The 21,595-nt window shown below is 72.5% G+C and carries 21 protein-coding genes; 10 read left to right on the top strand and 11 right to left on the bottom strand.

The window, feature by feature from the left end; genetic code table 11:
- Positions 1-19 precede the first annotated feature (19 nt).
- Complete coding sequence (locus tag RNC47_RS05200) at positions 20-2,068, bottom strand: neutral/alkaline ceramidase (protein ID WP_311595898.1); 2,049 nt, start codon at positions 2,066-2,068, stop codon at positions 20-22.
- 164 nt (positions 2,069-2,232) lie between these two features.
- Here RNC47_RS05200 and RNC47_RS05195 point away from each other — a divergent pair, with 164 nt between their 5' ends.
- The 7 genes from RNC47_RS05195 (at position 2,233) to RNC47_RS05165 (ending at position 8,313) form a co-directional block, all read left to right on the top strand.
- A complete protein-coding gene (locus tag RNC47_RS05195; protein ID WP_311595897.1) occupies positions 2,233-2,880 on the top strand; it encodes a class II aldolase/adducin family protein in 648 nt (215 codons plus the stop codon).
- Positions 2,881-2,903: 23 nt separating this feature from the next.
- On the top strand, positions 2,904-4,337 hold the full coding sequence (locus RNC47_RS05190; protein WP_311595895.1) for an aspartate aminotransferase family protein: 1,434 nt from the start codon (positions 2,904-2,906) through the stop codon (positions 4,335-4,337).
- Positions 4,338-4,342: 5 nt separating this feature from the next.
- On the top strand, positions 4,343-5,956 hold the full coding sequence (locus RNC47_RS05185; RefSeq protein WP_311595894.1) for a xylulokinase: 1,614 nt from the start codon (positions 4,343-4,345) through the stop codon (positions 5,954-5,956).
- Between the two features lie 28 nt (positions 5,957-5,984).
- A complete protein-coding gene (locus RNC47_RS05180; protein WP_311595893.1) occupies positions 5,985-6,668 on the top strand; it encodes a TetR/AcrR family transcriptional regulator in 684 nt (227 codons plus the stop codon).
- Positions 6,669-6,706: 38 nt separating this feature from the next.
- Positions 6,707-7,036, top strand: coding sequence for a PadR family transcriptional regulator (locus RNC47_RS05175; protein WP_311595891.1), 330 nt, complete (start codon positions 6,707-6,709; stop codon positions 7,034-7,036).
- Positions 7,033-7,728 (top strand): permease prefix domain 1-containing protein, encoded by a 696-nt coding sequence (locus RNC47_RS05170; RefSeq protein ID WP_311595890.1) that lies wholly within the window; start codon positions 7,033-7,035, stop codon positions 7,726-7,728. Before RNC47_RS05175 ends, RNC47_RS05170 begins: the two co-directional genes overlap by 4 nt.
- A 93-nt stretch (positions 7,729-7,821) precedes the next feature.
- Positions 7,822-8,313, top strand: coding sequence for a lamin tail domain-containing protein (locus RNC47_RS05165; RefSeq protein WP_311595888.1), 492 nt, complete (start codon positions 7,822-7,824; stop codon positions 8,311-8,313).
- Positions 8,314-8,391: 78 nt separating this feature from the next.
- Here RNC47_RS05165 and RNC47_RS05160 read toward each other — a convergent pair whose 3' ends face one another.
- The 7 genes from RNC47_RS05160 to RNC47_RS05130 all read right to left on the bottom strand — a co-directional run bounded on the left by RNC47_RS05160 (position 8,392) and on the right by RNC47_RS05130 (position 17,296).
- Positions 8,392-11,148, bottom strand: a complete 2,757-nt coding sequence (locus RNC47_RS05160) for a family 78 glycoside hydrolase catalytic domain (RefSeq protein WP_311595886.1) — start codon at positions 11,146-11,148, stop codon at positions 8,392-8,394.
- 61 nt (positions 11,149-11,209) lie between these two features.
- Complete coding sequence (locus tag RNC47_RS05155; protein WP_311595885.1) at positions 11,210-12,040, bottom strand: carbohydrate ABC transporter permease; 831 nt, start codon at positions 12,038-12,040, stop codon at positions 11,210-11,212.
- On the bottom strand, positions 12,037-12,963 hold the full coding sequence (locus RNC47_RS05150; RefSeq protein ID WP_311595884.1) for a carbohydrate ABC transporter permease: 927 nt from the start codon (positions 12,961-12,963) through the stop codon (positions 12,037-12,039). Before RNC47_RS05150 ends, RNC47_RS05155 begins: the two co-directional genes overlap by 4 nt.
- 5 nt (positions 12,964-12,968) lie before the next feature.
- Positions 12,969-14,309, bottom strand: coding sequence for an ABC transporter substrate-binding protein (locus tag RNC47_RS05145; RefSeq protein WP_311595882.1), 1,341 nt, complete (start codon positions 14,307-14,309; stop codon positions 12,969-12,971).
- A gap of 397 nt (positions 14,310-14,706) precedes the next feature.
- Positions 14,707-15,210 carry a MarR family winged helix-turn-helix transcriptional regulator gene (locus RNC47_RS05140; RefSeq protein WP_311595880.1) on the bottom strand — a complete coding sequence of 168 codons (504 nt, stop codon included), beginning with the start codon at positions 15,208-15,210 and terminating at the stop codon, positions 14,707-14,709.
- A 53-nt stretch (positions 15,211-15,263) separates the two neighbouring features.
- Positions 15,264-16,376, bottom strand: coding sequence for a phosphotransferase enzyme family protein (locus RNC47_RS05135; protein WP_311595878.1), 1,113 nt, complete (start codon positions 16,374-16,376; stop codon positions 15,264-15,266).
- A gap of 131 nt (positions 16,377-16,507) precedes the next feature.
- Positions 16,508-17,296 carry an SDR family oxidoreductase gene (locus tag RNC47_RS05130; RefSeq protein ID WP_311595876.1) on the bottom strand — a complete coding sequence of 263 codons (789 nt, stop codon included), beginning with the start codon at positions 17,294-17,296 and terminating at the stop codon, positions 16,508-16,510.
- A 122-nt stretch (positions 17,297-17,418) separates the two neighbouring features.
- On the opposite strand from RNC47_RS05130, the gene RNC47_RS05125 reads away from it, so the two are divergent.
- Positions 17,419-18,057, top strand: coding sequence for a TetR/AcrR family transcriptional regulator (locus RNC47_RS05125; RefSeq protein WP_311595875.1), 639 nt, complete (start codon positions 17,419-17,421; stop codon positions 18,055-18,057).
- Positions 18,058-18,231: 174 nt separating this feature from the next.
- Here RNC47_RS05125 and RNC47_RS05120 read toward each other — a convergent pair whose 3' ends face one another.
- On the bottom strand, positions 18,232-18,453 hold the full coding sequence (locus RNC47_RS05120; protein ID WP_311595873.1) for a hypothetical protein: 222 nt from the start codon (positions 18,451-18,453) through the stop codon (positions 18,232-18,234).
- A 429-nt stretch (positions 18,454-18,882) separates the two neighbouring features.
- Positions 18,883-20,052 carry a helix-turn-helix domain-containing protein gene (locus RNC47_RS05115; protein ID WP_311595871.1) on the bottom strand — a complete coding sequence of 390 codons (1,170 nt, stop codon included), beginning with the start codon at positions 20,050-20,052 and terminating at the stop codon, positions 18,883-18,885.
- A gap of 155 nt (positions 20,053-20,207) precedes the next feature.
- On the opposite strand from RNC47_RS05115, the gene RNC47_RS05110 reads away from it, so the two are divergent.
- Both RNC47_RS05110 and RNC47_RS05105 read left to right on the top strand, forming a co-directional pair.
- On the top strand, positions 20,208-20,432 hold the full coding sequence (locus RNC47_RS05110; protein WP_311595869.1) for a hypothetical protein: 225 nt from the start codon (positions 20,208-20,210) through the stop codon (positions 20,430-20,432).
- On the top strand, positions 20,429-20,632 hold the full coding sequence (locus RNC47_RS05105; RefSeq protein ID WP_311595868.1) for a hypothetical protein: 204 nt from the start codon (positions 20,429-20,431) through the stop codon (positions 20,630-20,632). Before RNC47_RS05110 ends, RNC47_RS05105 begins: the two co-directional genes overlap by 4 nt.
- A gap of 15 nt (positions 20,633-20,647) precedes the next feature.
- Here RNC47_RS05105 and RNC47_RS05100 read toward each other — a convergent pair whose 3' ends face one another.
- Entirely contained in the window at positions 20,648-21,562 is a 915-nt protein-coding gene (locus RNC47_RS05100) for an AraC family transcriptional regulator (RefSeq protein WP_311595866.1), read from the bottom strand.
- Positions 21,563-21,595 lie beyond the last annotated feature (33 nt).

Here is a 21,595-nt window from a genome sequence, read left to right as displayed (position 1 = left end):
CTGAGCGGAGCGCCGCCGCTCAGGCGGTGACGGTGAACTCCCCGCTGGTGCCGGCGATGGGTCGGATGGTACCGGTGAGCGAGCGGGCGTCGCCCGCGTAGTGCACGCGGTACGTGCCGGGTGGGGCGCCCGGGGGGATGTCCCAGGTGATGGTGATCCGGGAGGCGGCCAGCCCGTCGCGGGCCCACCGCAGGGTGGTGGACCAGTCGGCGTCGTCCGCTACCTTGGCCCAGCCGCCGTCGGGGAGCCGCCGTTCGACGCGCAGGTAACTGCCGCCCCGGCGGAGGTCGTTGGACGGGTGGGCGCCGGCAAAGACGGTGGTGACCCGTTGCCCGGCCCGGTAGGAGGCGTCCGGCTGGGTCAGTACGTCGCCGAACTCGTGGCCGAGCGGCGGGGCGTCGAGGACGACGCCCGGTTGGAAGGACAGCGCGCTGCCGGAGTGGTCCGGGGTGCCAGGCCCTGGCGACACCGGGCGCCCGTCGCGCAGTGTCGCCGCGAGGCCGGCGAAGGTCTGTTGCAGCGCGGGGAGTTGCCAGCGGCCGAAGAGGGTGCTGCCGCCCTCGTACTGCTGGGCGTCGTACTCCTCGGGGGTCGTCACGTAGTGGAAGTAGCCGTTGGCGTAGCCGGCCACCAGCACGTCGCGCGGGTCGACGCCGAGCGTGCCGGCGACGGTGCGTCGCAGCCGCAGGCCGGCGCCGATGGTGACCTCGCCCGGCACGCCGAGGAGGTGGAGCTGGCCGACGCGGACCAGCTGGATCGGGAAGCGTTCCGGCACCCAGGGGAAGAGTTCGTTCATGGCGCCGATCGGCACGAACACGTCCTTGGGGGCGTGCGCGGCGCGCAGTTCGGGGGAGACGGTGTAGAGCAGCGTGTCGGAGAGGAAGTCCCAGAAGGGGTTCTCTCCTTCGACGAAGCCGGGGAAGGCGGGGCCGTCCTCGGTGCTGCCGGCGGCCATGGCGGCGCCGACGGCGGGCTTGGCGGTGCGGTGCGGGCTGCCGTCGCCGGTGAACTCGGCGTCGACCGCCACGTCGGAGAGGTCGACGTGGACCAGCCGGGAGTCGACCGGGCCCGCCACGGCGGTTCCGGGGGCGGCCGCCTGCTCGGCGGCCGCCCGGTACTGCGCGAGGCCGTTGGCCCTGGCGGCGGCGAAGTCGGCGGGGGTGGTGGGCGGCCGCAGGTCCAGGTTGGGCGACATGTCGCCGGCGTTGGTCTGCGCGAAGGCGGCGACGAAGTCGGGGGCGGTCGGCGCGAGGTGGTCGACGCCGGCCACCTCGCGCTCCCAGTGGTAGGCGGCGTAGCCCTTGTTGTCGGTGCTGATCAGCCGGTTGTCCCCGGAGAGGCTGGTGCCGTGGGTGGCGAACCAGTTGACGGCGCCGACCTGCCGGCCGCCGCGCTCGACGCGCAGCAGGGTGGTCTGCGGGTCGACGGCCTCGGGGAAGTGGTCGGTGATGTCGGCGGGGTTGCGGGCGAAGGCCGACCGGGAGCGGTTGACGCTGGCGCCCCGCAGCGTGCCGTGGCTCAGCACGAGTCGGGAGGGGGCGAGGTCGTCGTGGGCGCGGGTGACGGCCTCGACGACGCCGTCCACGACGGCCGTGAACGTCGCGCGGTGGAAGCCGAGGGTGGTCAGGTTGTAGAGCGCGTGGTGGGAGTGGCCGCCGGGGCCGGCGTGGCTGTGGGTGGCGGCCAGCAGCACGTTGCGGGCCGTGTAGAGGTCCCCGTGCCGCTGCCGCAGCCGCCGCAGCACCTCCTGGTGCACGCTGGCGAAGATCATCCCGATCTCGACGACGACCAGGGCGACGCGCTCGCCGCCGGCGCGGTCCACGATGACGAAGGCGCGGGCCCGGGTGCGCGCGTGCAGCCCGGCGGCCTGCTGGTCGGTGCGGCCGTAGCCCATCATGCCGACCTCGGCGATCTCGCCGGTCGCGTCGGCGACGCCCCGGCCGACGAGGTAGGGCTCCCGGTCGTCGGCGGCGCGGGCCGCCGGGGCGGCGAGGGTGCCGAGCAGGCCGGCCCCGGCCACGGCGGTCCCGGCGCGCAGGACGGTCCTTCTGCTGGTGTGGCGCGGCATGGTTCGCTCCCCTCGGGTCGCGTGCTGCCCCCGTCTCCCTCGGCTTCCAGAGTGGCGCCGACCCGCTGGGTTGTGAATATGTATCACGTTCATTTTTTGGCCTAGCATGCGTCTGAGCACGGTCCGGACGTCTTCTGTGCGGGGGAAGGCAGGGGAAGGAAGTCATGCTGCTGGAACGGGAACGTGAGGAACTGGCCGCCGCGGGCCGGAGGTTGGCCGCGAGCGGCCTGGTCATCGGGACGAGCGGGAACCTGTCGGCGCGGGTGGACGACCTGGTGGCCGTCACGCCCACCGGCGGGGTGATCAGCGAGCTGACCGCCGAGATGATGACGGTCATCGACCTCGAAGGGCAGGTCGTCGACGGCGAGTTGGCGCCCACCTCGGAGGTGCCCATGCATCTGGCCGTCTACCGGGCCACCGGCACCGGGGCCATCACGCACACGCACGCGCTCGGCTCCACGGCCGTCGCCTGCACCCTGGACGAGATCCCGGTGGTGCACTACGCGATGCTGTCGCTCGGCGGCTCGGTCCGGGTCGCCCCCTACGCCACCTACGGGACCGACGAGTTGGCCGCGCACGTGGTCGCCGCGCTGGACGGCCGGCAGGCCGCGCTGCTGCGCAACCACGGCTCGATCGCGCTCGGCGGCACCGTGGAGAAGGCCGTCGCCAACCTCGAACTCACCGAGTGGGCGGCGGAGTTGTACGCCCGCTGCCTGGCGCTCGGCACCCCGCACCTGCTGGACGAGAAGGCGCAGGAGGCCGTGATCCTCCAGGCGCTCGCCGGCGACTACGGGACGACCAGGAAGTTGTGAAGGAAGCTGCGAAGGGACGGCCCATGACCTCACCGGCGATATCCCACTGGCCCGACGTGGACGACGTCGAGGCCCGCCTCGACGCCCTCGTCGGCACCCCCGTCCGGCGGCTCGACGACGCCACGCTCGCCGACTACCGCGCCTGGTTCGAGAAGCACACGGCCGGCTCCCGGGCGACGGCGGCCGAGGCGGCCGCGTACATACCGGGCGGCGTCCAGCACAACCTGGCGCTCAACGAGCCCTGGCCGCTGGACGTCGTCCGGGCCGAGGGACCCTACCTGTGGGACGTGGACGGCAACCGGTACCTCGACTTCCTCCAGGCCGGCGGCCCGACCGTGCTGGGCAGCAACTACGGTCCGGTGCGCGAGAAGGTCGCGGAGCTGCTGGCCGGCTGCGGCCCGGTCACCGGGATGCTGCACTCGTCCGAGGTCCGACTCGCCAAGCTCATCCACGACTTCATGCCGGCCGTCAGCAAGTTCCGGATGCTCGGCAGCGGCACCGAGGGCGTGATGGCCGCCGTCCGGGTGGCCAGGGCGTACACCGGCCGGGCCCACGTGATCAAGGTCGGCGGCGCCTACCACGGCTGGTCCGACCAGGTGGTCTACGGGCTGCGCATCCCCGGCACCGGCAGCCTGGAGGCGACCGGCATCCCGGAGGGCGCGCTGCGGCTCACCCAGGAGGTGGCGCCCGGCGACCTGGACGGGCTGCGCGAGCGGCTGGTGGCCAACGAGGAGACCGGCGGCACCGCGGCGGTGTTCGTCGAGCCGGTCGGCCCGGAGAGCGGCACCCACCTGGTGCGGCCGGACGAGAACGCGCGGATCCGTGAACTGTGCGACGAGTTCGGCGCGTTGCTGGTCTTCGACGAGGTGGTCACGGCGTTCAGGCTCGGCATGGGCGGCGCGCAGGGCCACTTCGGCGTCCGGCCCGACCTCACGGTGTTCGGCAAGTGCGTCGCGGGCGGCTACCCGGCGGCCGGCGGGATCGGCGGCGGCGACGAGATCATGGGCGTGCTGGAGGGCGGCCTGACCGCCGTCGGCAAGCGGGCCTTCGTCGGCGGCACGCTGTCGGCCAACCCGCTGTCCTGCGTGGCGGGTTACCACGCGCTGGCCGAGATGGACCGCACCGGGGCGCCGGCGATCGCGGGCCGGGCCGGGGACCGGCTGTGCGCCGGCCTCGCCGCGCTGATCGCGCGGTACGAGCTGCCGTACGTCACCTACAACATCGGCTCGATCGTGCACCTGCACACCTCGGGCGTGCTGCATCTCTCGCTGGACGACCCGGACTTCTTCACCGAGCTCGGGCCGCGCACCGAGATGCTCGGCCAGATGTCGATGGCGTTCTCCGCCGAGGGCCTGATCACCATCGCCGGCAGCCGTCTCTACACCAGCATGGCCCACACCGACGAGGTCGTCGACGACGCCCTGGCCCGCTTCGACCGCGTCTTCGCCAGGGTCTGACCGCCGTGGCGCCCCGCTACGTGATCGGCGTCGACCTCGGCACCAGCGGCGCCAGGACGGTGCTGGCCACCACCGGCGGCCGGATCCTCGGACACGAGACCGCCCGCACCCGGCTGCACCTGCTGCCGGGCGGCGGCGCCGAGCAGGACCCGGACGACTGGTGGGCGGCCATCCGCGACACGCTGCGCCGGCTGCTGAACCGCCGGCTGGCCCCCGTCGGGGACATCGCGGCGATCTGCCTGTCGGCCCAGTGGGGCGGCACGGTGCCGGTCGACGCCGAGGGCCACCACCTGCACCGCGCCCTGCTGTGGATGGACGGGCGGGGCGCCGAGCACTCGCGCCGGCTCGCCGGCGGGGCGCCGCGGATCCCCGGCACCGGCTACCACGCGCTGCGGCTGGCCCGCTGGATCGCCAGGTCGGGCGGGGCGCCTACCCTCACCGGCAAGGACCCGGTGGGGCAGACCCAGTTCCTGAAGGTGGCCAGGCCCGAGGTCTACGAGCGGACGGCGTACCTGCTGGACGTGCCCGAGTACCTGACGATGCGGCTGACCGGGCGTCCGGTGGCCGGCCACGACACGGTGGCGCTGCGCTGGTGCACCGACAACCGGACGCCGGGCGCGGTCCGTTACGACGAGCGGCTGCTGCGGCTCAGCGGGCTGCCCCGGGACAAGTTGCCCGAGCTGGTGGAGCCGGCAACGGTGGTCGGCCCGATCCGGCCCGCGGTGGCGGCCGAGTTGGGGCTCGGCGAGCACGTCCAGGTGGCGGCGGGCACCGGCGACACGACGGCGGCCGCCATCGGCGCCGGCGCGGTGCTGCCGTACGAGGGCCATCTGTGCGTCGGCACCTCGGCCTGGCTCTCCTGCCACGTGCCGCGCAAGAAGACCGACGCGTGGCACAACGTGGCCGCCCTGCCCTCCGTGGTGCCGGGGTCCTACTGGGTGGCCACCGTCCAGGACGTGGCCGGTAAGGGCATCGACTGGCTCGTCGGCAACGTCCTCGGGCCGGACGCCGGCCCGTCCGGTGGCGAGCCCGACCCCGGGGCGCGCGAGGAGATCCTGCGCCGGCTCAACCGGCTGGCCGCGACCGCGCCGCCGGGCAGCAACGGCGTGGTGTTCACCCCCTGGCTCAACGGCGAGCGCACCCCGGTCGACGACCCGACGGTGCGCGGCGGCTGGTTCAACGTCTCGCTGACCACCACCCGCGCCGACCTGGCGCGCAGCACCTTCGAGGGCATCGCGCTCAACGCCCGCTGGCTCAACGAGTCGGTGGAGCGCTTCACGGGGCGCGCCTTCCCACACCTCAACTTCATCGGCGGCGGCGCGAGTTCGCCGTTCTGGTGCCAGGCCATGGCGGACGTGCTCGGCCGCACCATCCGGCAGGTCGAGGAGCCGGCCCTGGCCAACGCGCGCGGCGCCGCGCTGATCGCCGCGGTCGCGCTGGGCGAACTGGACTGGCCCGACATCGCGGAACGGGTCGCGATCGCCGCCGAGTTCACCCCGGACCCCGCCAACCGCCTGGTGTACGACCGGGCATACGCGACCTTCCGCTCCGTCTACCGCCGCACCAGGGGGATCTATGCCGCGGTCAACGCCGAGCCGCGCCCCGGGCGGGCTCGCTAGAATGGAGCACACCGAAACGGCGAACCCCATGACGAGCGAAGCGATGACCCCCCAGCGGACTGCCGGCCTGGGCCTGCGGAAGGCACCGCAGCAGGCGAGGAGCCGGGCCCGCGTCGAGGCGATCCTGGCCGCCGCCGACCGGCTGCTCGCCACGGAGGGCGTCGAGGCCCTGACCACGCGCCGGATCGCCGCCGACGCCGAGGTGCCGGTGGGCACCCTCTACCAGTTCTTCGACGACAAGGACGCCGTGCTGGCCGCCGTGGCGCGCCACCACATGGAGCGGCACTCGGCGGCGATGCGGGCCATCCTGCACGACGCGCGCAGCGCCCGCTGGTTCGACCTGGTCAACCTGGTCTTCGACCGCTATGTGGAGCTGTACCGGCAGAACCCCGGCTACCTGGCCATCCGCGCCGGCCGCTACCTCAGCCGCGAGCTGCTCCAACTGGACGAGGACAACAACACGATGGTCGCCGACCAGCTGCGGCGGATCCTGGTCTCCCAGGAGCACCTGGTCGACAGCCCGGCCCTGGCCGTCGCCTGCCGGGCCGGGGTGTGCGCCTCCGAGGCGCTGCTCCAGCTCGCCTTCCGCGACGCGCCGGACGGCGATCCGGTGATCCTGACCGAGGCGCGGCGCATCCAGCGCCTCTACCTGGCCGACATCGTGGCCGACCCCGGGCACCGCTCCCCCGACCGGCCGCTCGACAGCCAATAGGTTCCCGGCCTACAGGTCGGCCGGCTAGACTTCCCGGCATGAAGGCGGACTCGGTACGCGGACATCTGGACGGCATGCTGCTGGCCGTGCTGGAGGCGGGCCCCCTGCACGGCTACGCGATCATCGCCGCGGTGCAGCGCCGCAGCGGCGGCACGCTGGAGCTGCGCACGGGCACCATCTACCCGGCGCTCAACCGCCTGGAGCGGCTCGGCCTGCTGAGCAGCAGCTGGGACGCGGTGGGCGAGCGGCGCCGGCGCCGCTACCAGCTCACCGAGGACGGCCGGCGCGCCCTGGCCGGCGAGCGGCGCGCCTGGGCCGAGTTCACCGCCGCCATCGGCTCCGTGCTCAACCCCTCCCCCGCCACATGACGGGCACCGACGCCTCCGGCGCCACCGACGCGGTCGACCCGCTGGACGCGTACGTGGCGACGCTGGCGGCCGAGCTGCACGGTCCCGCGCCGGCCAAGGCCAGGCTGCTCACCGAGATCCGCGACGGCCTCGCCGACACCGTCGCCGCCCACGCCCAGGACGGGACGCCGGATCGGCAGGCCCTCGGCCTGGCGCTGCGCGAATTCGGCACGCCCGAGGAGCTGGTGGCCAGCTGTCAGCGCGAGCTCACGCTCGCCCAGGTCAGGCACACCGCGCGCACCGTGGCGCTGGCCGCCCCGCCGCTGCTCGCCGGCTGGTTGCTGAGCTGGCACGCCGGCGGCGCGGACGACGGCCTCGGCTGGGCCGCGCGGCTGCTGGCCGGCTGCCTGGTCGCCGTGGCCGTGGTGGCCGCCCTGCCGGCGGTCGCGGCGCTCGCCGTCACCGGGCCGCTGGCCCGCCGGCTGCCCGTGCCGGCCCGGCTGCCCGAGCTCGCGGCCTGGACCGGCACCGTCTCGGCCCTGGCCGCCGGCGCCGCCGCCCTGACCCTGGCCGTCAGCGCGCCGCTGACCGCGACCTGGCCCCTGCTGGTGCTCGCCGCCGCACTGGCCGTCGGCTCGCACGCCAGCATGGCCGCCGCCGCCCGTGCCTGCCGCCGCTGCGCCCGGCTCCCGGTGAGCGCCGGCGGCGCCTGAGCCGGTCACCGAATTCGCAGAAACTCCACACCATCACACCAGTACGCCTATAAGCTCCTCACTCTCGTCACCTACCAGAGGGGGGAACTTCCCATGCGCACGCGTCCGTTCGTCGCCGTCGCCGTGGCCACCGGCGCGCTGGTGGCCCTCGCCGCCACCCCGGCAGACGCCGCCGAGTACAGCTCCGACCTGAAGATCCGCGGCGTCCAGTACGACGCGCCCGGCCGCGACAACAACAACTGCACCAGCGGCAACACCGACGAGGAGTACGTGACGATCCGGAACTACTCCAGCTCCAGGACCGTCAACCTCCGCGGCTACGTGGTCAGGGACGCCGCGGGCAACCGCTTCACCTTCCCCGCCAACCACTACCTCCAGCCCGGCGACTACGTGCACCTGCGCGGCGGCCGCGGCACCGACTCGGACGGCGGCAACGTGGTCTACCGCCAGAACTGCAACTTCCTCTGGAACAACGGCGGCGACACCATCTACCTCTACAAGCCGTCCGGCAGCCGCGCCGACGTCCACGCCTACACCCCCTCCCAGCACGACCGGGACGGCAACGGCTACATCCGTTTCCACTGAGGCGCGACGTGGCGGCGCCCGACGGTCGGAACCGGTCGGGCGCCGCCACGCCGGCGGCCGGCCGTCAGCCCGTGGCCGTCAGTCCCTGGCCGACAGGAGCTTCTCCAGGGCGCGCTCGGCGGCGGACACGTCGTCCGGCGGCGTCTTACGGGTCAGCCGGAGCGGGAGCTCACGCACGGGCGCGTCGAGATGGCGCCCGATCCCCCTGGCCAGGTCCTCGGCGTCCCCGGCCAGGCCGTGCTTGATCAGCACCGCCGCCGCCTCGTCCCACAGCCGGGGGTCGTCGACCAGGTCGCGCACGGTCTCGACCGGTCGGGCCTCGGGGGCCGGCTCGGGGACCGTCCAGCTGTGGTGGCCGTGGCCGACCTCGATCGGCTCGGCCGCGCCGGGCAGGTGGACGGTCGCGGTGGTGCCGACCGGGACGACGGCCTCGACGGTGAGTTCGCCCGCCTCCCGCCGCCAGGCCACGCTCGCCTCGCCGTACGGGGTCAGGTGGCGGGCCGAGGCGTGGCCGAACGCCGGATACGGCAGCGGCCGGACGGTGATCCGCCGGTAGCCGGGCGCCGCCGGGGCGAGGCCGGCCAGCGTGCGGTGCATCCAGTCGGCGACCGCGCCGAGCGCGTAGTGGTTGAACGAGGTCATCTGCCCCGGGTTGATGGTGCCGTCCGGCAGCATCGAGTCCCAGCGCTCCCAGACCGTGGTGGCGCCCATGGTGACCGGGTAGAGCCAGGACGGGCAGCCGCGCTCCAGGAGCAGCCGGTAGGCCAGGTCGGGGCGGCCCGCCGAGGTCAGCGCGTCGGTGATGAGCGGGGTGCCGACGAAGCCGGTCGCCACCCGGAACCCGCCGGCGCGCACCAGGTCGGCGAGGCGCAGACCGGCGGCCGCGCGCTGCTCCGGCGTGGGCAGCAGCGCCCACTCGATGGCCAGCGCGTAGACGGTCGGGGCGTCCGAGAGCACCCGGCCGGCGCCCGTGACGTAGTGTCGGGCGAACGCCTCCCTGGTGCGCGCCGCGAGGTCGGCGTAGGGCGCGCCGTCGGCGCCGATGACGGCGGCGGCCTCGGCGACGATCTCGGCCGACCTGGCGAGGTGCGCGGTGGCGACGACGTCGTGGTCGGCGCGGGCCGCGAAGGGGTTGTCCGGCGGCGCGGCCGGGTCGAGCCAGTCGCCGAACTGGAAGCCGCCGGCCCACACGCCGTCCGTGGTGAGCGAGGCGATCCGGTCGACCCAGGCCCGCATGGAGGGGAACTGCCGGCGCAGCAGCTCGGCGTCGCCGTAGCGCCGGTAGAGCACCCAGGGCACCACGCAGGCGGCGTCGCCCCAGGCGGCGGCCCTGGGCTCCGCGTCGCGCAGCACGTCGGGGATGACGAACGGCACCGAGCCGTCCGGGTGTTGGTCGGCGGCGAGGTCGGCGAGCCAGGAGGTGAGGAAGCCCGCGGTGTCGAACAGGAAGCTGGCGGTGGGCGAGAACACCTGGATGTCGCCGGTCCAGCCGAGCCGTTCGTCGCGCTGTGGGCAGTCGGTCGGCACGTCGAGGAAGTTGCCGCGCATCCCCCAGACCACGTTCTCGTGCAGCTGGTTGAGGTCCGGCTCCGAGCACTCGAACCAGCCGGTGCGGCGCAGGTCGGTGCCGACCACCACGGCCTCCGCGTCGAAGGCGTCGGCGGCGAGCCCGGTGACCTCGGCGTAGCGGAAGCCGTGGAAGGTGAGTTCGGGTTCGAGCACCAGTTCCTCGGCCGCGGGCAGCAGGTAGCGGTCGGTGGCCTCGGCGGTGCGCAGCGGGCGGGTGCCGAGCTCGCCGTGCTCCAGGACCTCGGCGTGCCGGACGGTGACCTCGGCGCCGTCGTCGGTGCCGCGCGCGGTCAGCCGCACCCAGCCGACCACGTTCTGCCCGAAGTCGACCAGGGTCTTTCCCGCGGGCGAGGTCCACACCTTCACGGCCGGCAGGGTGTCGGTGATCCGCACCGGTGGCCCGTCCGGGGCCACCAGCCGGCCGAGGTCGGCGTCGACCACCTCGACCGCGTCCACGGGTCCCGGCTCGCGCGGCCGCAGGTCGGTGTGCTGGCCGTCGTAGAGGTCGTCGGCGAGCACCCCGCTGGGGCGTGCCGTCCAGGCGTCGTCGGTGCCGACGGTCTCGACCGAGCCGTCGGCGTGGACGAGCTCCAGCTGGGCGAGGAGCGCGAGCCGGTCGCCGTAGAGGCCGCGGCGCCCGCCCCAGCCGAGGCGGCCGCGGTACCAGCCGTTGCCGAGCAGCACCTCGATGGTGTTCTCGCCCTCCCGGAGCAGCGCGGTGACGTCGTGGGTCTGGAAGCGCAGCCGGTCGGCGTAGGCGGTCCATCCCGGGGCCAGGATCTCGTCGCCGACGCGGACGCCGTTGAGGTGCGCCGTGTAGACGCCGTGCGCGGTGACGTACAGGCGGGCGGAGACGACGTCGGGCCGCACGGTGAGGGTGCGGGCGAGGACGGGCGCGGGGTCGCCGATCCGGCCGATGGTGGCGGGGCTGACGAAGCGGGCCGTCCAGTCCTCGGGGGCCAGCGGGCCGACCTCGGCGGTGGCCGGCTCGCTCCACTCCGACCACCGCTCACCGGCGGCGACGCGCACCCGGACAGTGGCCCTGGCGCGGGCGGCCAGCGGCTCGAACGGCCAGGCCACCAGCACCTGTTCGGCCGTGTCGAGGCGGCGGACCTCCGTGCCGTCGAGTTCGATCTCGCAGGCCGTCTGGGCCCACCGGGGGTCGTCCGTGGTCACCTGCCACGAGAGGCGTGGCGTAGCGGTGCCGATGCCGAGCGCGGTGTCCCGGTGCTCGAATCGGACAGGGCTGACAGTGACGAGGGGCATGCGGTTCTCCCACTTCCGGTTCTGGTCGTACGGTCGTCGTCGTCCTCACGGCGGCGCGGGCTCAGCCCTTGAGCGCCCCCTTGGTCATGCCGGCCACCATCTGCCGGTTGAAGAAGAGGAACATCACCAGCGGCGGGATGGTGATGAGCAGGATGTCCATGAACAGCAGGTTGTACTGGGTCTCGAACTGGCTCTGGAAGTTGAACAGGGTCAGCTGCACGGTGGCGTTCTGTTCGCCGGGCAGGAAGTAGAGCGGGTTGACGAAGTCGTTGAAGACGCCCACCGACTGCACGACGATCACCGTGATGGTGACCGGGCGCAGCAGCGGGAACACCACCCGGAAGAAGAGCCGCAGCGGCCCGGCGCCGTCGATCACGGCCGACTCGTCGAGCTCGCGCGGCACGGTGGCCAGGAACGCGCGGAAGAGGAGCACGCAGAAGGACAGGTGGAAGGCGACCTCGACCAGGATCAGGCCGAGGAGGGTCTTGAAGAGACCGATGCCCTGCAGCACCCAGATGGTGGGGACCACGGCGGGCGGGATGATCAGGCCGGAGAGCACCAGCAGGTTGACGGGGCCGGTCAGCCGGCCGCGGCGGCGCTGGAGCACGAAGGCCACCATGGCGGCGAGGACCACCATCAGGGTCACGCTCGCCACGGTCAGCACCACGCTGTTGATGAACGCGATGACCAGCAGGTAGTCGCGGGCCTCGATCACCGCGCGCAGGTTCTCGACCAGTTGCCAGTCGGTGGGGAGCGAGAACTCCAGCAGGGCGGCCTCCTGCTGTCCCTTGACCGCCGTCAACACGATGAAGGCGAAGGGCAGCACGAACACCACCGTGAAGGCGAGGATCGCGAAACCGCTGAGCCAGAGGTTGGGGCGTCGGGTGTTCACAGTTCGGTCTCCCTGCGGTTCAGGAACCAGAACAGCGGCACGGCGAGCGCCGAGACCAGCAGGAAGAGCACCACGTTGCCGGCCGTCGACAGGCCGTAGAACCCGGCCTGGTACTGCTTGTAGATGACCGAGGCGATGACGTCCGAGGTGAACCCGGGCCCGCCGCCGGTCATCGCCCAGATCAGGTCGAACGAGCGCAGGCCGCCGATCAGCGAGAGGATGATCACCGTCACGGTCGCCGGCCTGGCCAGCGGCAGCGTGACATGCCGGAAGCGCTCCAGGGCGCTGGCCCCGTCGACCTCGGCCGCCTCGTAGTACTCGCGCGGGATGGAGACCACGCCCGCGATGTAGATCATGGTGGCGAGCCCGACGCCCTTCCACACGTCGACCAGGGCGACCGAGAGCAGGGCCCAGGACGGGTCGGTCAGCCAGGCGGGTCCTTCGACGCCGACCGCGGCGAGCGCCTGGTTGATGGCGCCCTCCGAGGGGTGCATCAGGGCCGTGAAGGTGATGCCGACGCCGATGGTCGACACCAGCACCGGGAAGAACACCACGGAGCGCAGCAGGCCGCGCCCGATGATCTGCGAGGTCAGCAGCACCGCGAGCAGCAGGCCGAGCACGACCTTGAGGCCCGAGGTGACCACGGCGTAGATCAGGGTGTTGGTGAGGCCCTTGACCAGCGCCGGCTCGCGGAAGAACTGGACGAAGTTGTCGAGGCCGATGAACTCGTAGTCGAACAGGGTCCAGCGGGTGAGGCTGAAGAAGAAGGCGGCGGCGGTCGGCAGCAGGAAGAGCGCCGTGTAGACGACCGCGGCCGGCAGGTAGAACCAGTGCGGGTAGCTGCTCTTCGCCCGGCGGCCGGCGCGCACGGGCGCGGGTTTCGGCGGCCGGGTGGCGGGCCGGGTCCCGAGGGTGGTCGTCACGCCGGTCACCAGCCTTCGAGCCCGAGTTGCTGGGCCTGCTTCTCCACGTCGTCGTCGTACAGTCGGGCGCCGGAGGCGGCCGTGCGGATGCCCGAGCCGACCTCGACCGTGATCTGTTCCAGGGCCGGGCCCTTGATCGGCGAGAGGAACTCGAGCGCCGGGCTCACCCGGCCCTCGTCGAAGTACGCCTGGACGTCGGTGACGGAGGTCGGCACGTCGGCCGGCAGCTCGCAGCCGGCCACCAGGTAGGGCCCGGAGGGCGTCTGGCCACGGGTCTGGGCGTCGCACCCCTCGGGGCTGGCGATGAAGGCCAGGAAGCGCAGGGCCGCCTCCCGCTGCTCGCCCTCGGTGGTGTTGGGGATGTACACCCCGCTCGGCGCCCACATGGTCAGCCCGTTGCCGGCCTCGTCGTCCCCGGGGAGCGCGAAGAAGCCGACGTCCTCCGCGGCCTCGGGGACCGCCTCCACCATCGGGGAGATGGCGTTGGTCAGCATCGGGTAGTGCGCGCCGGTCCCCTCGGCGACCATCCGCAGCCCGTCCTCGTAGGTGGCGGCGGCGAAGTCCTCGTTGAGGTAGCCGGCCTCGGCGACCTCCTGGAGGTGCTCGAAGCCCCGGATGGCGGCCGGCGAGGTGGCGAACTTGGCCTCGTTGGCGGTGTACGACTCGGCGAAGTCGGGCTCGGCCGCGGCCACGTTGTGGAAGTCGCCGAGCACGAACAGCTGGGAGGTCCAGGTGTCGCCGTAGGTCTGGATCACCGGCGCGGCCCCGGTCTCGGCGATCGCCGCGTTGTTGGCCATGAACTGCTCCCAGGTGCGCGGCACCTCCAGGCCGAGTTCGGCGTAGACCGTCCGGTTGTAGAGCACGCCACCGCCCATCGCGGAGCCGATCGGCGGCCCGTACACCTCGTCCCCCGCGGTGACCGTGGGCAGGAAGGAGTCGTCGAGGCCCTCGACCCACTCCTCCCCCGTCACCGGCACCAGGTTGCGGTCCGGGTGGATCGCCTGGAAGAGCGATCCGGTGTTGTAGAGGAAGACGTCCGTCATCTCGCCGGTCGCCAGGCGGGTCTTGATCAGGTTGTCGCCGTCGCCGCCGCCCGGCCTGGTCTCCACCTCGACGGTGATGTCCGGGTTGGCGGCGCTGAAGCCCTCCACCAGGGCCTCGGCGAGGGCGACGTCCTCGGGGCCGTTGGGGATGAGGTAGGTGAGGGTGATGCCCTCGCCGTCGCCGCTCGAGCCCAGGTCGCCGGGGCTGCACGCGGACAGGCCCAGCGAGACGACGGTCAGCGCGGCGAGCGCGGTGACGGCGCGGGAAGGTCGCGACGGGGGGCCGGGAAAGGGGACGTTCATGCTCATCGAACCTCTCTGGAACGTGGACTTCGTTGGCCGAGATCCGAGCCGGGCGATGGGGTGCGCGACCAGCCGCTGGCCGCGGTGATCGGTGACGGGTGCCGGGGACGACGTGGCGGGAGTCGTTGCGGGGCGTTCGGTGCCTTTGCGGGACTCGACGCGTCGGTGTGGGGAGGAGGTCGCCGTGGGCGCCGAGGCACCACGGGACCCGACGGGAGCGGGTGACCCGCCGCCGATTGAAACGACTCAATGCGGGTCGAACGCCTCACAGGCTCGCTTCCGGGCGCTCAACCGTCAAGCGACCAGGAGATAACGAAGCGATAAACCGGTCACCGAACGGTGGCGCGCGACGTGCGACGAAGCCGCCCCGAGGGGCGCGCCACGGGCTCCGGGGCCGTCAGGCGGAGGGCGGCGCGGCGGCCTCCTCGTCCCCGTGGGAGACGAAGTCGTCGACCATGCGACGGAAGAGGGTGGCGAGCCGGTGGAGGTCCTCGGGCGACCAGTCGGCGAGCGCCGCCTGCATCCCCTGGCAGCTGACCGCCCTGACCCGCCGCACCGCGGCCCGCCCGGCCTCGGTGAGCTGGACGCGCTGCGCCCGCCGGTCGTCGGGGTCCGGCACCCGCGTGACGAAGCCGGACCGCTCCAGGTGCTGCACCTGGCGGGTGACGTGCGACGCCTCGACGGAGAGCCGGGCCGCCAGCTCCCCCGGGCGCATCGACTCACGCTCGGCCAGCTGCCGCAGCAGCGCCGCGCCCGCGCGGTCGAGCGAGAGCCCGGCCAGCGCCATCAGCCGCTCGTGCTGCCTGGCCCGGTTGGACAGGTAGGCGATGCGGGTGAGCGTGCTCTCGATCTCCACCACGTCGGGCGACACGGCGGGGTCGGCGGGCGATGACGTCGACATATGGCCACTTTACCAGATGATTGCCTAAGTCAAGCAAACCAGATCCGGCGGGGTCACTCCGGGGTTCCCGCCGGCAGGGCGCCGAGCGCCCGGCGGGCCTCCGCGAGGCGCGCGGCGTTCTCCGCCTGGTCGGCGACCCCGGTGGTGTCGCCGCGCAGCAGCCGCTCGGCGTAGTAGACCGCGTTGACGGCGTGGCGGAAGGCCAGCAGCGCCGGCAGGGCCCGGTCGATCTCCTCGGCCGACAGGGGGCCGTGCGTGCGGTAGGCGGCCAGCAGCGGGGCGGCTTCCCGTGGTGTGCCGAGATCCATGACGACCGTGGCCAGGTCGTACAGCCGGGCGCCCCGGCCGGCGGCGCCCCAGTCGATCAGTCCGCAGCGTCCCGTGCGCGGGTGGATCCTGAAGTGTTCGAGGGCCGGGTCGCCGTGTAGCGGACCCCAGTTCAACGTCTCGGGGCGGACGCCGCGCAGCAGGGCGGCGACGTCCTCCAGCGCGGGGCGCAACCAGGGCCACGCGGCCAGCACCTCCGGGTCCGGCGGCTCGGCCAGCGGGTCGAGGGTGGCGCGGGCCTCGCCGGGGTCGACCGGTTCGTCGCCGAGGACCCGGTGCGCGCGGCCGAGGGTGGCCCCGACCAGCGTGAGGTCGCGCTCGTCGGCGGGGTCGGGGATCCGGCCGTCGACCCAGCGCAGCAGCGCGAGCCGGTGGCCGGCGACCGCGACGGTCGACGCCCCGTCGACCGTGGGGACGGCGGCGCCGGACGGCAGGCCGGCGCGCTCCGCGCGGGCGGCGAGACGGAGCCCGAGCAGGAAGCGGTCCTCGGCCGGGCCACGGGGCACGGCCTTGGCGACCAGGCGGGCGGCGGCTGGCACCGCGAGGTGCGGGCCCTCCCCCGCCCACCCGCCCCTGTCGGGCGAGGCGGCGGCCGGGCGCCGCGCGGCACGAGCCGGGCCGTCGCCCGGCGGAAACAGCGGAGTCACCTCCCAGGTGACGGAGTTCATTCCCCCCAGGAGGGGCATGACGGCGACGTTCGTCAGATGCCAGTGGGTGGCGAGAGCGGCGGCGATCTCCGCCGAGGTGGGCAGCGCTTCGGGCATACGGGTGACGCACTCCTGGTTCGGAATCAGCTCGGACCAGCGGTGGTGGCGCGCGACGCGCCACGGAGACGTCACCTCACTCCTCGGAGCCTACCCGCGCGGCGGCCCGCTGCACAGCCGGGCGAAGGTGTGCTCGATAGGCGAGATCGCTTCGCCTCGCACAAGGTGGGTGCCCGGGACCGCACGCTCCGTACCGCGGTGCCGGCTCAAGCTGCGATGTCGGCTTCGGGTTGGAGAGCGGGGCCGAGCAGCAGGCCCCCGTCCAGGACGAATTCCGAGCCCGTGGCGAAAGACGCGTCCTGGGAGGTGATGAAGAGCAACAGGCGGGTGATCTCGGAGGGTTCGGCGAGGCGGGGGATGGCGAAGGGATCGGGCGAGTAGACGTCGGCGATGGCCGGCTGGCCTGCGACGGTGGGTTCGTTGATCAGCGGTGTGGAGACGACGCCGGGGTGGATGGAGTTGACCCGGATGTTGTCCCGCCCCAGTTCCAGCGCGGCCGTCTTGGTCAGCCCCCGCACGGCCCACTTGCTGGCGGTGTAGGGGGCGTAGTAGGCCGTGCCGAGGTGGGCCATGGTCGAGGCGATGTTGACGATGCTTCCGCCACCGCCCCCGCGCATCGACGGAGCCACGGCCCTGATGCCGAGGAACTGGCCGGTGACGTTGACGCTGAAGGCTCGCTCCCAGGTGCGGAGTTCGGTGTGCTCGATGGGCGCCGCCGGGTTCTGGACGCCCGCGTTGTTCACCAGGATGGTGATCGGCCCGAAGCGGCCTTCGACTTCTCGCACCACCGCCGCCCAGTCGTCCTCGCTGGCGACATCCAGGTGAACGGACAGCGCCCGAGGACCGAGCCGAGCAGCGAGATCGCGCCCGGCGTCGTCGTCGCGGCCGGCGATGACGACGTTCGCCCCCTCGGCGTGGTAGCCCTGCACATGGCTGCTGCCCATGCCCCCGCTGCCGCCCGTGACGATGACGGTCTGACCCTCGAAGCGTCCCATGCTGCTTCCTTCCAGGATTACGCTAACGGTGAGTCGAGTGACTCACCTCCCCTCTCAAGGTAAGAGCGGGACCAGAGGTGAGTCAAGTGACTCACCTCGCAGTGAGAGGCATACTGGAGGGCATGACGGCACAGCCTTCGGAATACCACCGGCGCGTGGCGGCGCAGAAGCGGACGTCCATCATCGAGGCGGCCACCAGGCTGTTCCTCGACTCCGGCTACGACGGCACCTCGCTGGCCCGCATCGCCGAGGCGGCCGGGGTGTCGAGGGCGACTCTGTTCAAGCAGTTCCCCACCAAGGCGGCCCTGTTCGAGGCGATCGTCACCGAATACTGGAAGGTCGACGAGGAGGAGGCGCCCCTCCCCGAGCCGGGGAACCTCCGCGCAGGGCTTGAGACCATCGGACGCCGATACGTGGCGCTTCTCACCCAGCCCGGCATGGCCGCCCTCTTCCGCATCGTCATCGCCGAGGTACCGCGCTTCCCGGAGCTCGGCGAGACCCAGTTCAAGCTCGGCAAGATGCCCTACTTCGAATCGGTCCGCCGCTACCTGGCGGCGGAGAACGCCGCTGGTACAGCCCGGCTTGACGACGCGGAGATGGCAGCGACCCAGTTCCTCGGGATGATCTCCACCTACGTGTTCTGGCCGCGGATGCTGCTCGCACGCTGGGAGCCCGCCGACTCCGCCATCGCCAACGCGGTCGACCAGGCGGTGCTGACCATGCTCGCCCGATACGGCGCGCCGGGGTCCCACGGCGCCTGAGACACCGGGTGCCCCACCGAAGCCAAAGGCCGATTGCGGGACCGCCCCTGGGCGGGACCGTCGAGGAGTCGGACGGGATTGCCCACGCCCCGACACGGCAGGGCCGTCCCGGCTCCGGCAGGGAATCCGGCCTGAGCCCGGGCATGTCCCCGGGGCCGCCGCGCGCCCGAGATCTCATTCCCTGTCGGACGTGCGGGTCGGCCCAATGTCTGGCAAGTCGACAGGCTCGCCACCTGCCTGGTCACGGGGGCGGCTCCGCAGTTGGCGCCATGCGTCCTGGACGCGTCGGGCTGAGTGCAGTACGCCCGGGATCTGGTCTAGGACGCCCTTCAGGGTGAAGAAAATAATCGAGATCGCCCCGAGGATGCCCAGGGCCATCAGGGTGAACGCGTCCATCGAACTCGCCGCCTCCTCTATCAGGTGGCCGAGCTGACGTGGCGCAGGCATCATTCAGCTCGGCCACAAATGCTGTGGCTGGAGCTGAGACGCCAAGCGCCGACGCGACACGGGAGTCCCAGAGGCCGGAATAGAATCCGGCAACTAACCGAATTACTCCGGTTGCACACTGGTTGGGTAGCTATCTCTCCGTGAAATCTACTGGCAAGCGCCCGATATAGGCCGGCGCCGGTCGGATGGAGTATCCACTCTCCACCCACGGACTACACCGCGTTTGGGTCTCTGCACATAGGGATGCACAGGTACGCGGAAGGCGCTTTGATACCGGAAACCCGGGCAGTTCGCGCATCCCGGACTTCCAAGCTCTCTGTCGCCAATAGTAGTCGCTCGATCGCAACTACCCAAAATCTGCTGCTCACTTGGGGCGGGTCAGATACCGACGCCCGCGCGCTTGGCCAGCCGGGTCAGGCGGGGGTTGCTGCGCTTGTGAAGGGACGTCAGCACCCGCATCAGCTCCTGGCTCGTCGGGTGCACGGCCGCCATCTCGGGGGCCACGGCCCACGCCGATTCCAGCGACTCCAAGGCGCTGTCCCGGTCCCCCAGCGCGAGCTGCGATCGGCCCAGGTTCATGTACAGGGGACCGACTCGGGTGGACGGCAGCGCCAGGCCGCTCCGAAGCAGGTCCTCGGCGGTGTCCCTGGCCGCCCGGTGCTGCTCCATGTCCGTGGCGGTCGAGACGACGTGCACCGCCGTGTTCTCCGGACCGAAGTGGAGGCCGTGGTCGTCGATGTCCTCGGTGAACTCGTCGGCCACCCGCCACGCTGCCTCGGTGTGCCGCTCGACCGTGGCCTTGTCCTTCAGGCGCCCGGCCAACGTCAGCCCCCGCAGGTGGAGGATGCCGAGCCCGAAGGCACGGTCACGCCCGCGCAGAGTCGACTCCGCCTCCACGACCGCTCGGTCCACCACGGCCAAGCCTCCAGCGAAGTCCCCGGAGTTGAGGAAGGCGCCGGCCTCATCCCGGGCAGCGAGGGTGGTCGCGATCGGGTCGGCCCGTTCGGCTGCCATGCGCTGCTTCATGACCGCCAGCTCGGCAAGGTGCATCCACCGGTGCCGGGCCGCGAGCCAGTACACGATGCTGTACACGTCGGCGACCGATGTCCAGGCCGCCGGCGAACCGACGGCGTGGGCGTGGTTGGTGACCCTGGTCAACGTCCCCGGCAGCTTGGCGAGGACCTGGGACAGCTCGGAGTTGTGCCGGTGCTGGGTCAGGTCGGCCAGCTCGTGCGGCAACTCGCTCGGGGCGGCCGGCGGCGTGTCCGCGATGTCGAACCGCCGGATGGCGAAGTTGAGGCTGGTCAGGTTCTCCTCGGCCGAGCGACCGACCGGCGCCTTCCCCAACAGTTCATCGAGCGTCAGCCCCATGGCTCGGGCGAGCGACGCGGCCACGCCCTGGGTCAGCGCCCGGTCACCCACCTCGATCTTGCTGAGGAGGGACACGGAGATGCCGGCCCGCCGGGCAAGGGCAACCTGCTTCAGGCCACGCTCCTTGCGGAGGTTGGCCACGTTCGTGCCGGGTCCGGGAACCGTGGTGCCACTCATGGTGTGCGTCTTCCCCGTCGACTGTCCTTACCTCCATGGTTCCACCGGTTCGCACCGACCGCCCGGTAGTTGTGCAAGCCGTGTGCAAGTTCGCCGACCAGCACGGTCGTTCACTTTGTGTGTCTGCAAGCACACGACGTGAACAGGGGCCGACCGTGGTGCATCGCCTGATCGAGACCACTGACGAACTGCCGTTCCCCAAACGGACGCTGGTGGAGGACGTGACGACGGGACGCGTCGGGCTCCTGATGGCGGGACTGATCGAGCGCGACAAGCGGAACGACCGGATCACCCGTCGTGTGGCGTTCGTCCGCCCCCGGGGAGGCGGCTACGAGTGGACGACGGACTTCGACAACCTGAAGCCCGTCTCCGGGTCATGACCGGCCTGCCGACCCGGATGGCGGTCAGCATCGAGCCGGGCACGGTCGTCAGGTACGGCGGGCGGTGGCGCACGGTGAAGTCGAAGTCGTTGACGCCGGTCGGACTCGGAGGCTTGGCCGCGATCCTGGTCTGGGAGGACGGCGGGGCTACGAGGGTCCCCTGCTGGTATCACCTCCAGATCTGGCCTGACGAGCCATGACGTTGCCGCTGCGGGTCAGCCGGGACCCTGCCGTGGCGTCGCTCGTTCGGTGGCCTGTGCTCGGTACCGGCCCGGGGTGGTGCCGAACTCCCGTTGGAAGGCGTGGGAGAGCGCGTAGGGGCTGCCGTAGCCGACGCGGTCGGCGATGGTGGCCAGGGTGTCCGGCGTGTTCCGGAGCATGGTGGCGGCGAGGATCAGGCGCCACCAGGTGAGGTAGGCCATGGGAGGGCGGCCGACCAGGGTGGTGAACCGGCGGGCCAGGGTGGGGCGGGAGACGCCGGCCTCCGCCGCCAGGCGGTCGGTGCTCCAGGGGGCACCCGGGTTGGTGTGCAGGGCTCGCAGGGCGGCGGCCGTGACCGGGTCGCCGAGGGCGCCGGGCCAGGCTCCGCCGGTGGTCTCGGCCATCCAGGAGCGGATCATGTAGACGAGGAGCAGGTCGAGCAGGTTCGGGAGGGCGACGCAGGAGCCGGGCCGCCGCTCGTCCAGTTCGCCGGCGAGCAGGTCGATCGCGGCGCGGAGTTCGCGGTGGCCGCCCACTCGGTTGGGCAGGTGGACGACCTCGGGCAGTTCCGTCATGAGCGGGTGCATGCGGCTGCAGTCGAGCCAGTACCTGCCGCAGAGCAGCTCCGTCTCGCCGCGGGCACTCGGCTCCGCGATCCAGTGCTCGAACGGCACCGCCCGCTCCGCGTCGGCCGGGGAGTCGGCGAGTACGTGGCCGGTGCCGTGTGGCAGCAGCACCGCGTCCCCCACGCCGAGCGGCACCGGGGTGCCGCCGTCGGGGAGCAGCCAGCAGTGGCCCTTCAGGACGACGTGGAAGCCCGCGCCGTCGTACGGGTCGAGGCGCACGCCCCAGCTCCCGCTCGTCCGCACCCGGTGGGACCAGGGGTGCCCCAGATGCGCGACGGAGATCGCGTCGCTCACCACGTCCATCGGGACAGGATATCGCCCGTCTATCGGATGAGG

This window comes from Streptomyces millisiae, from assembly GCF_031845425.1.
In the GTDB taxonomy this organism is placed as follows: domain Bacteria; phylum Actinomycetota; class Actinomycetes; order Streptomycetales; family Streptomycetaceae; genus Streptomyces; species Streptomyces millisiae.
Note: the sequence above shows the minus strand (reverse complement) of the source record. Positions and strands in the feature narration are given on the sequence as shown.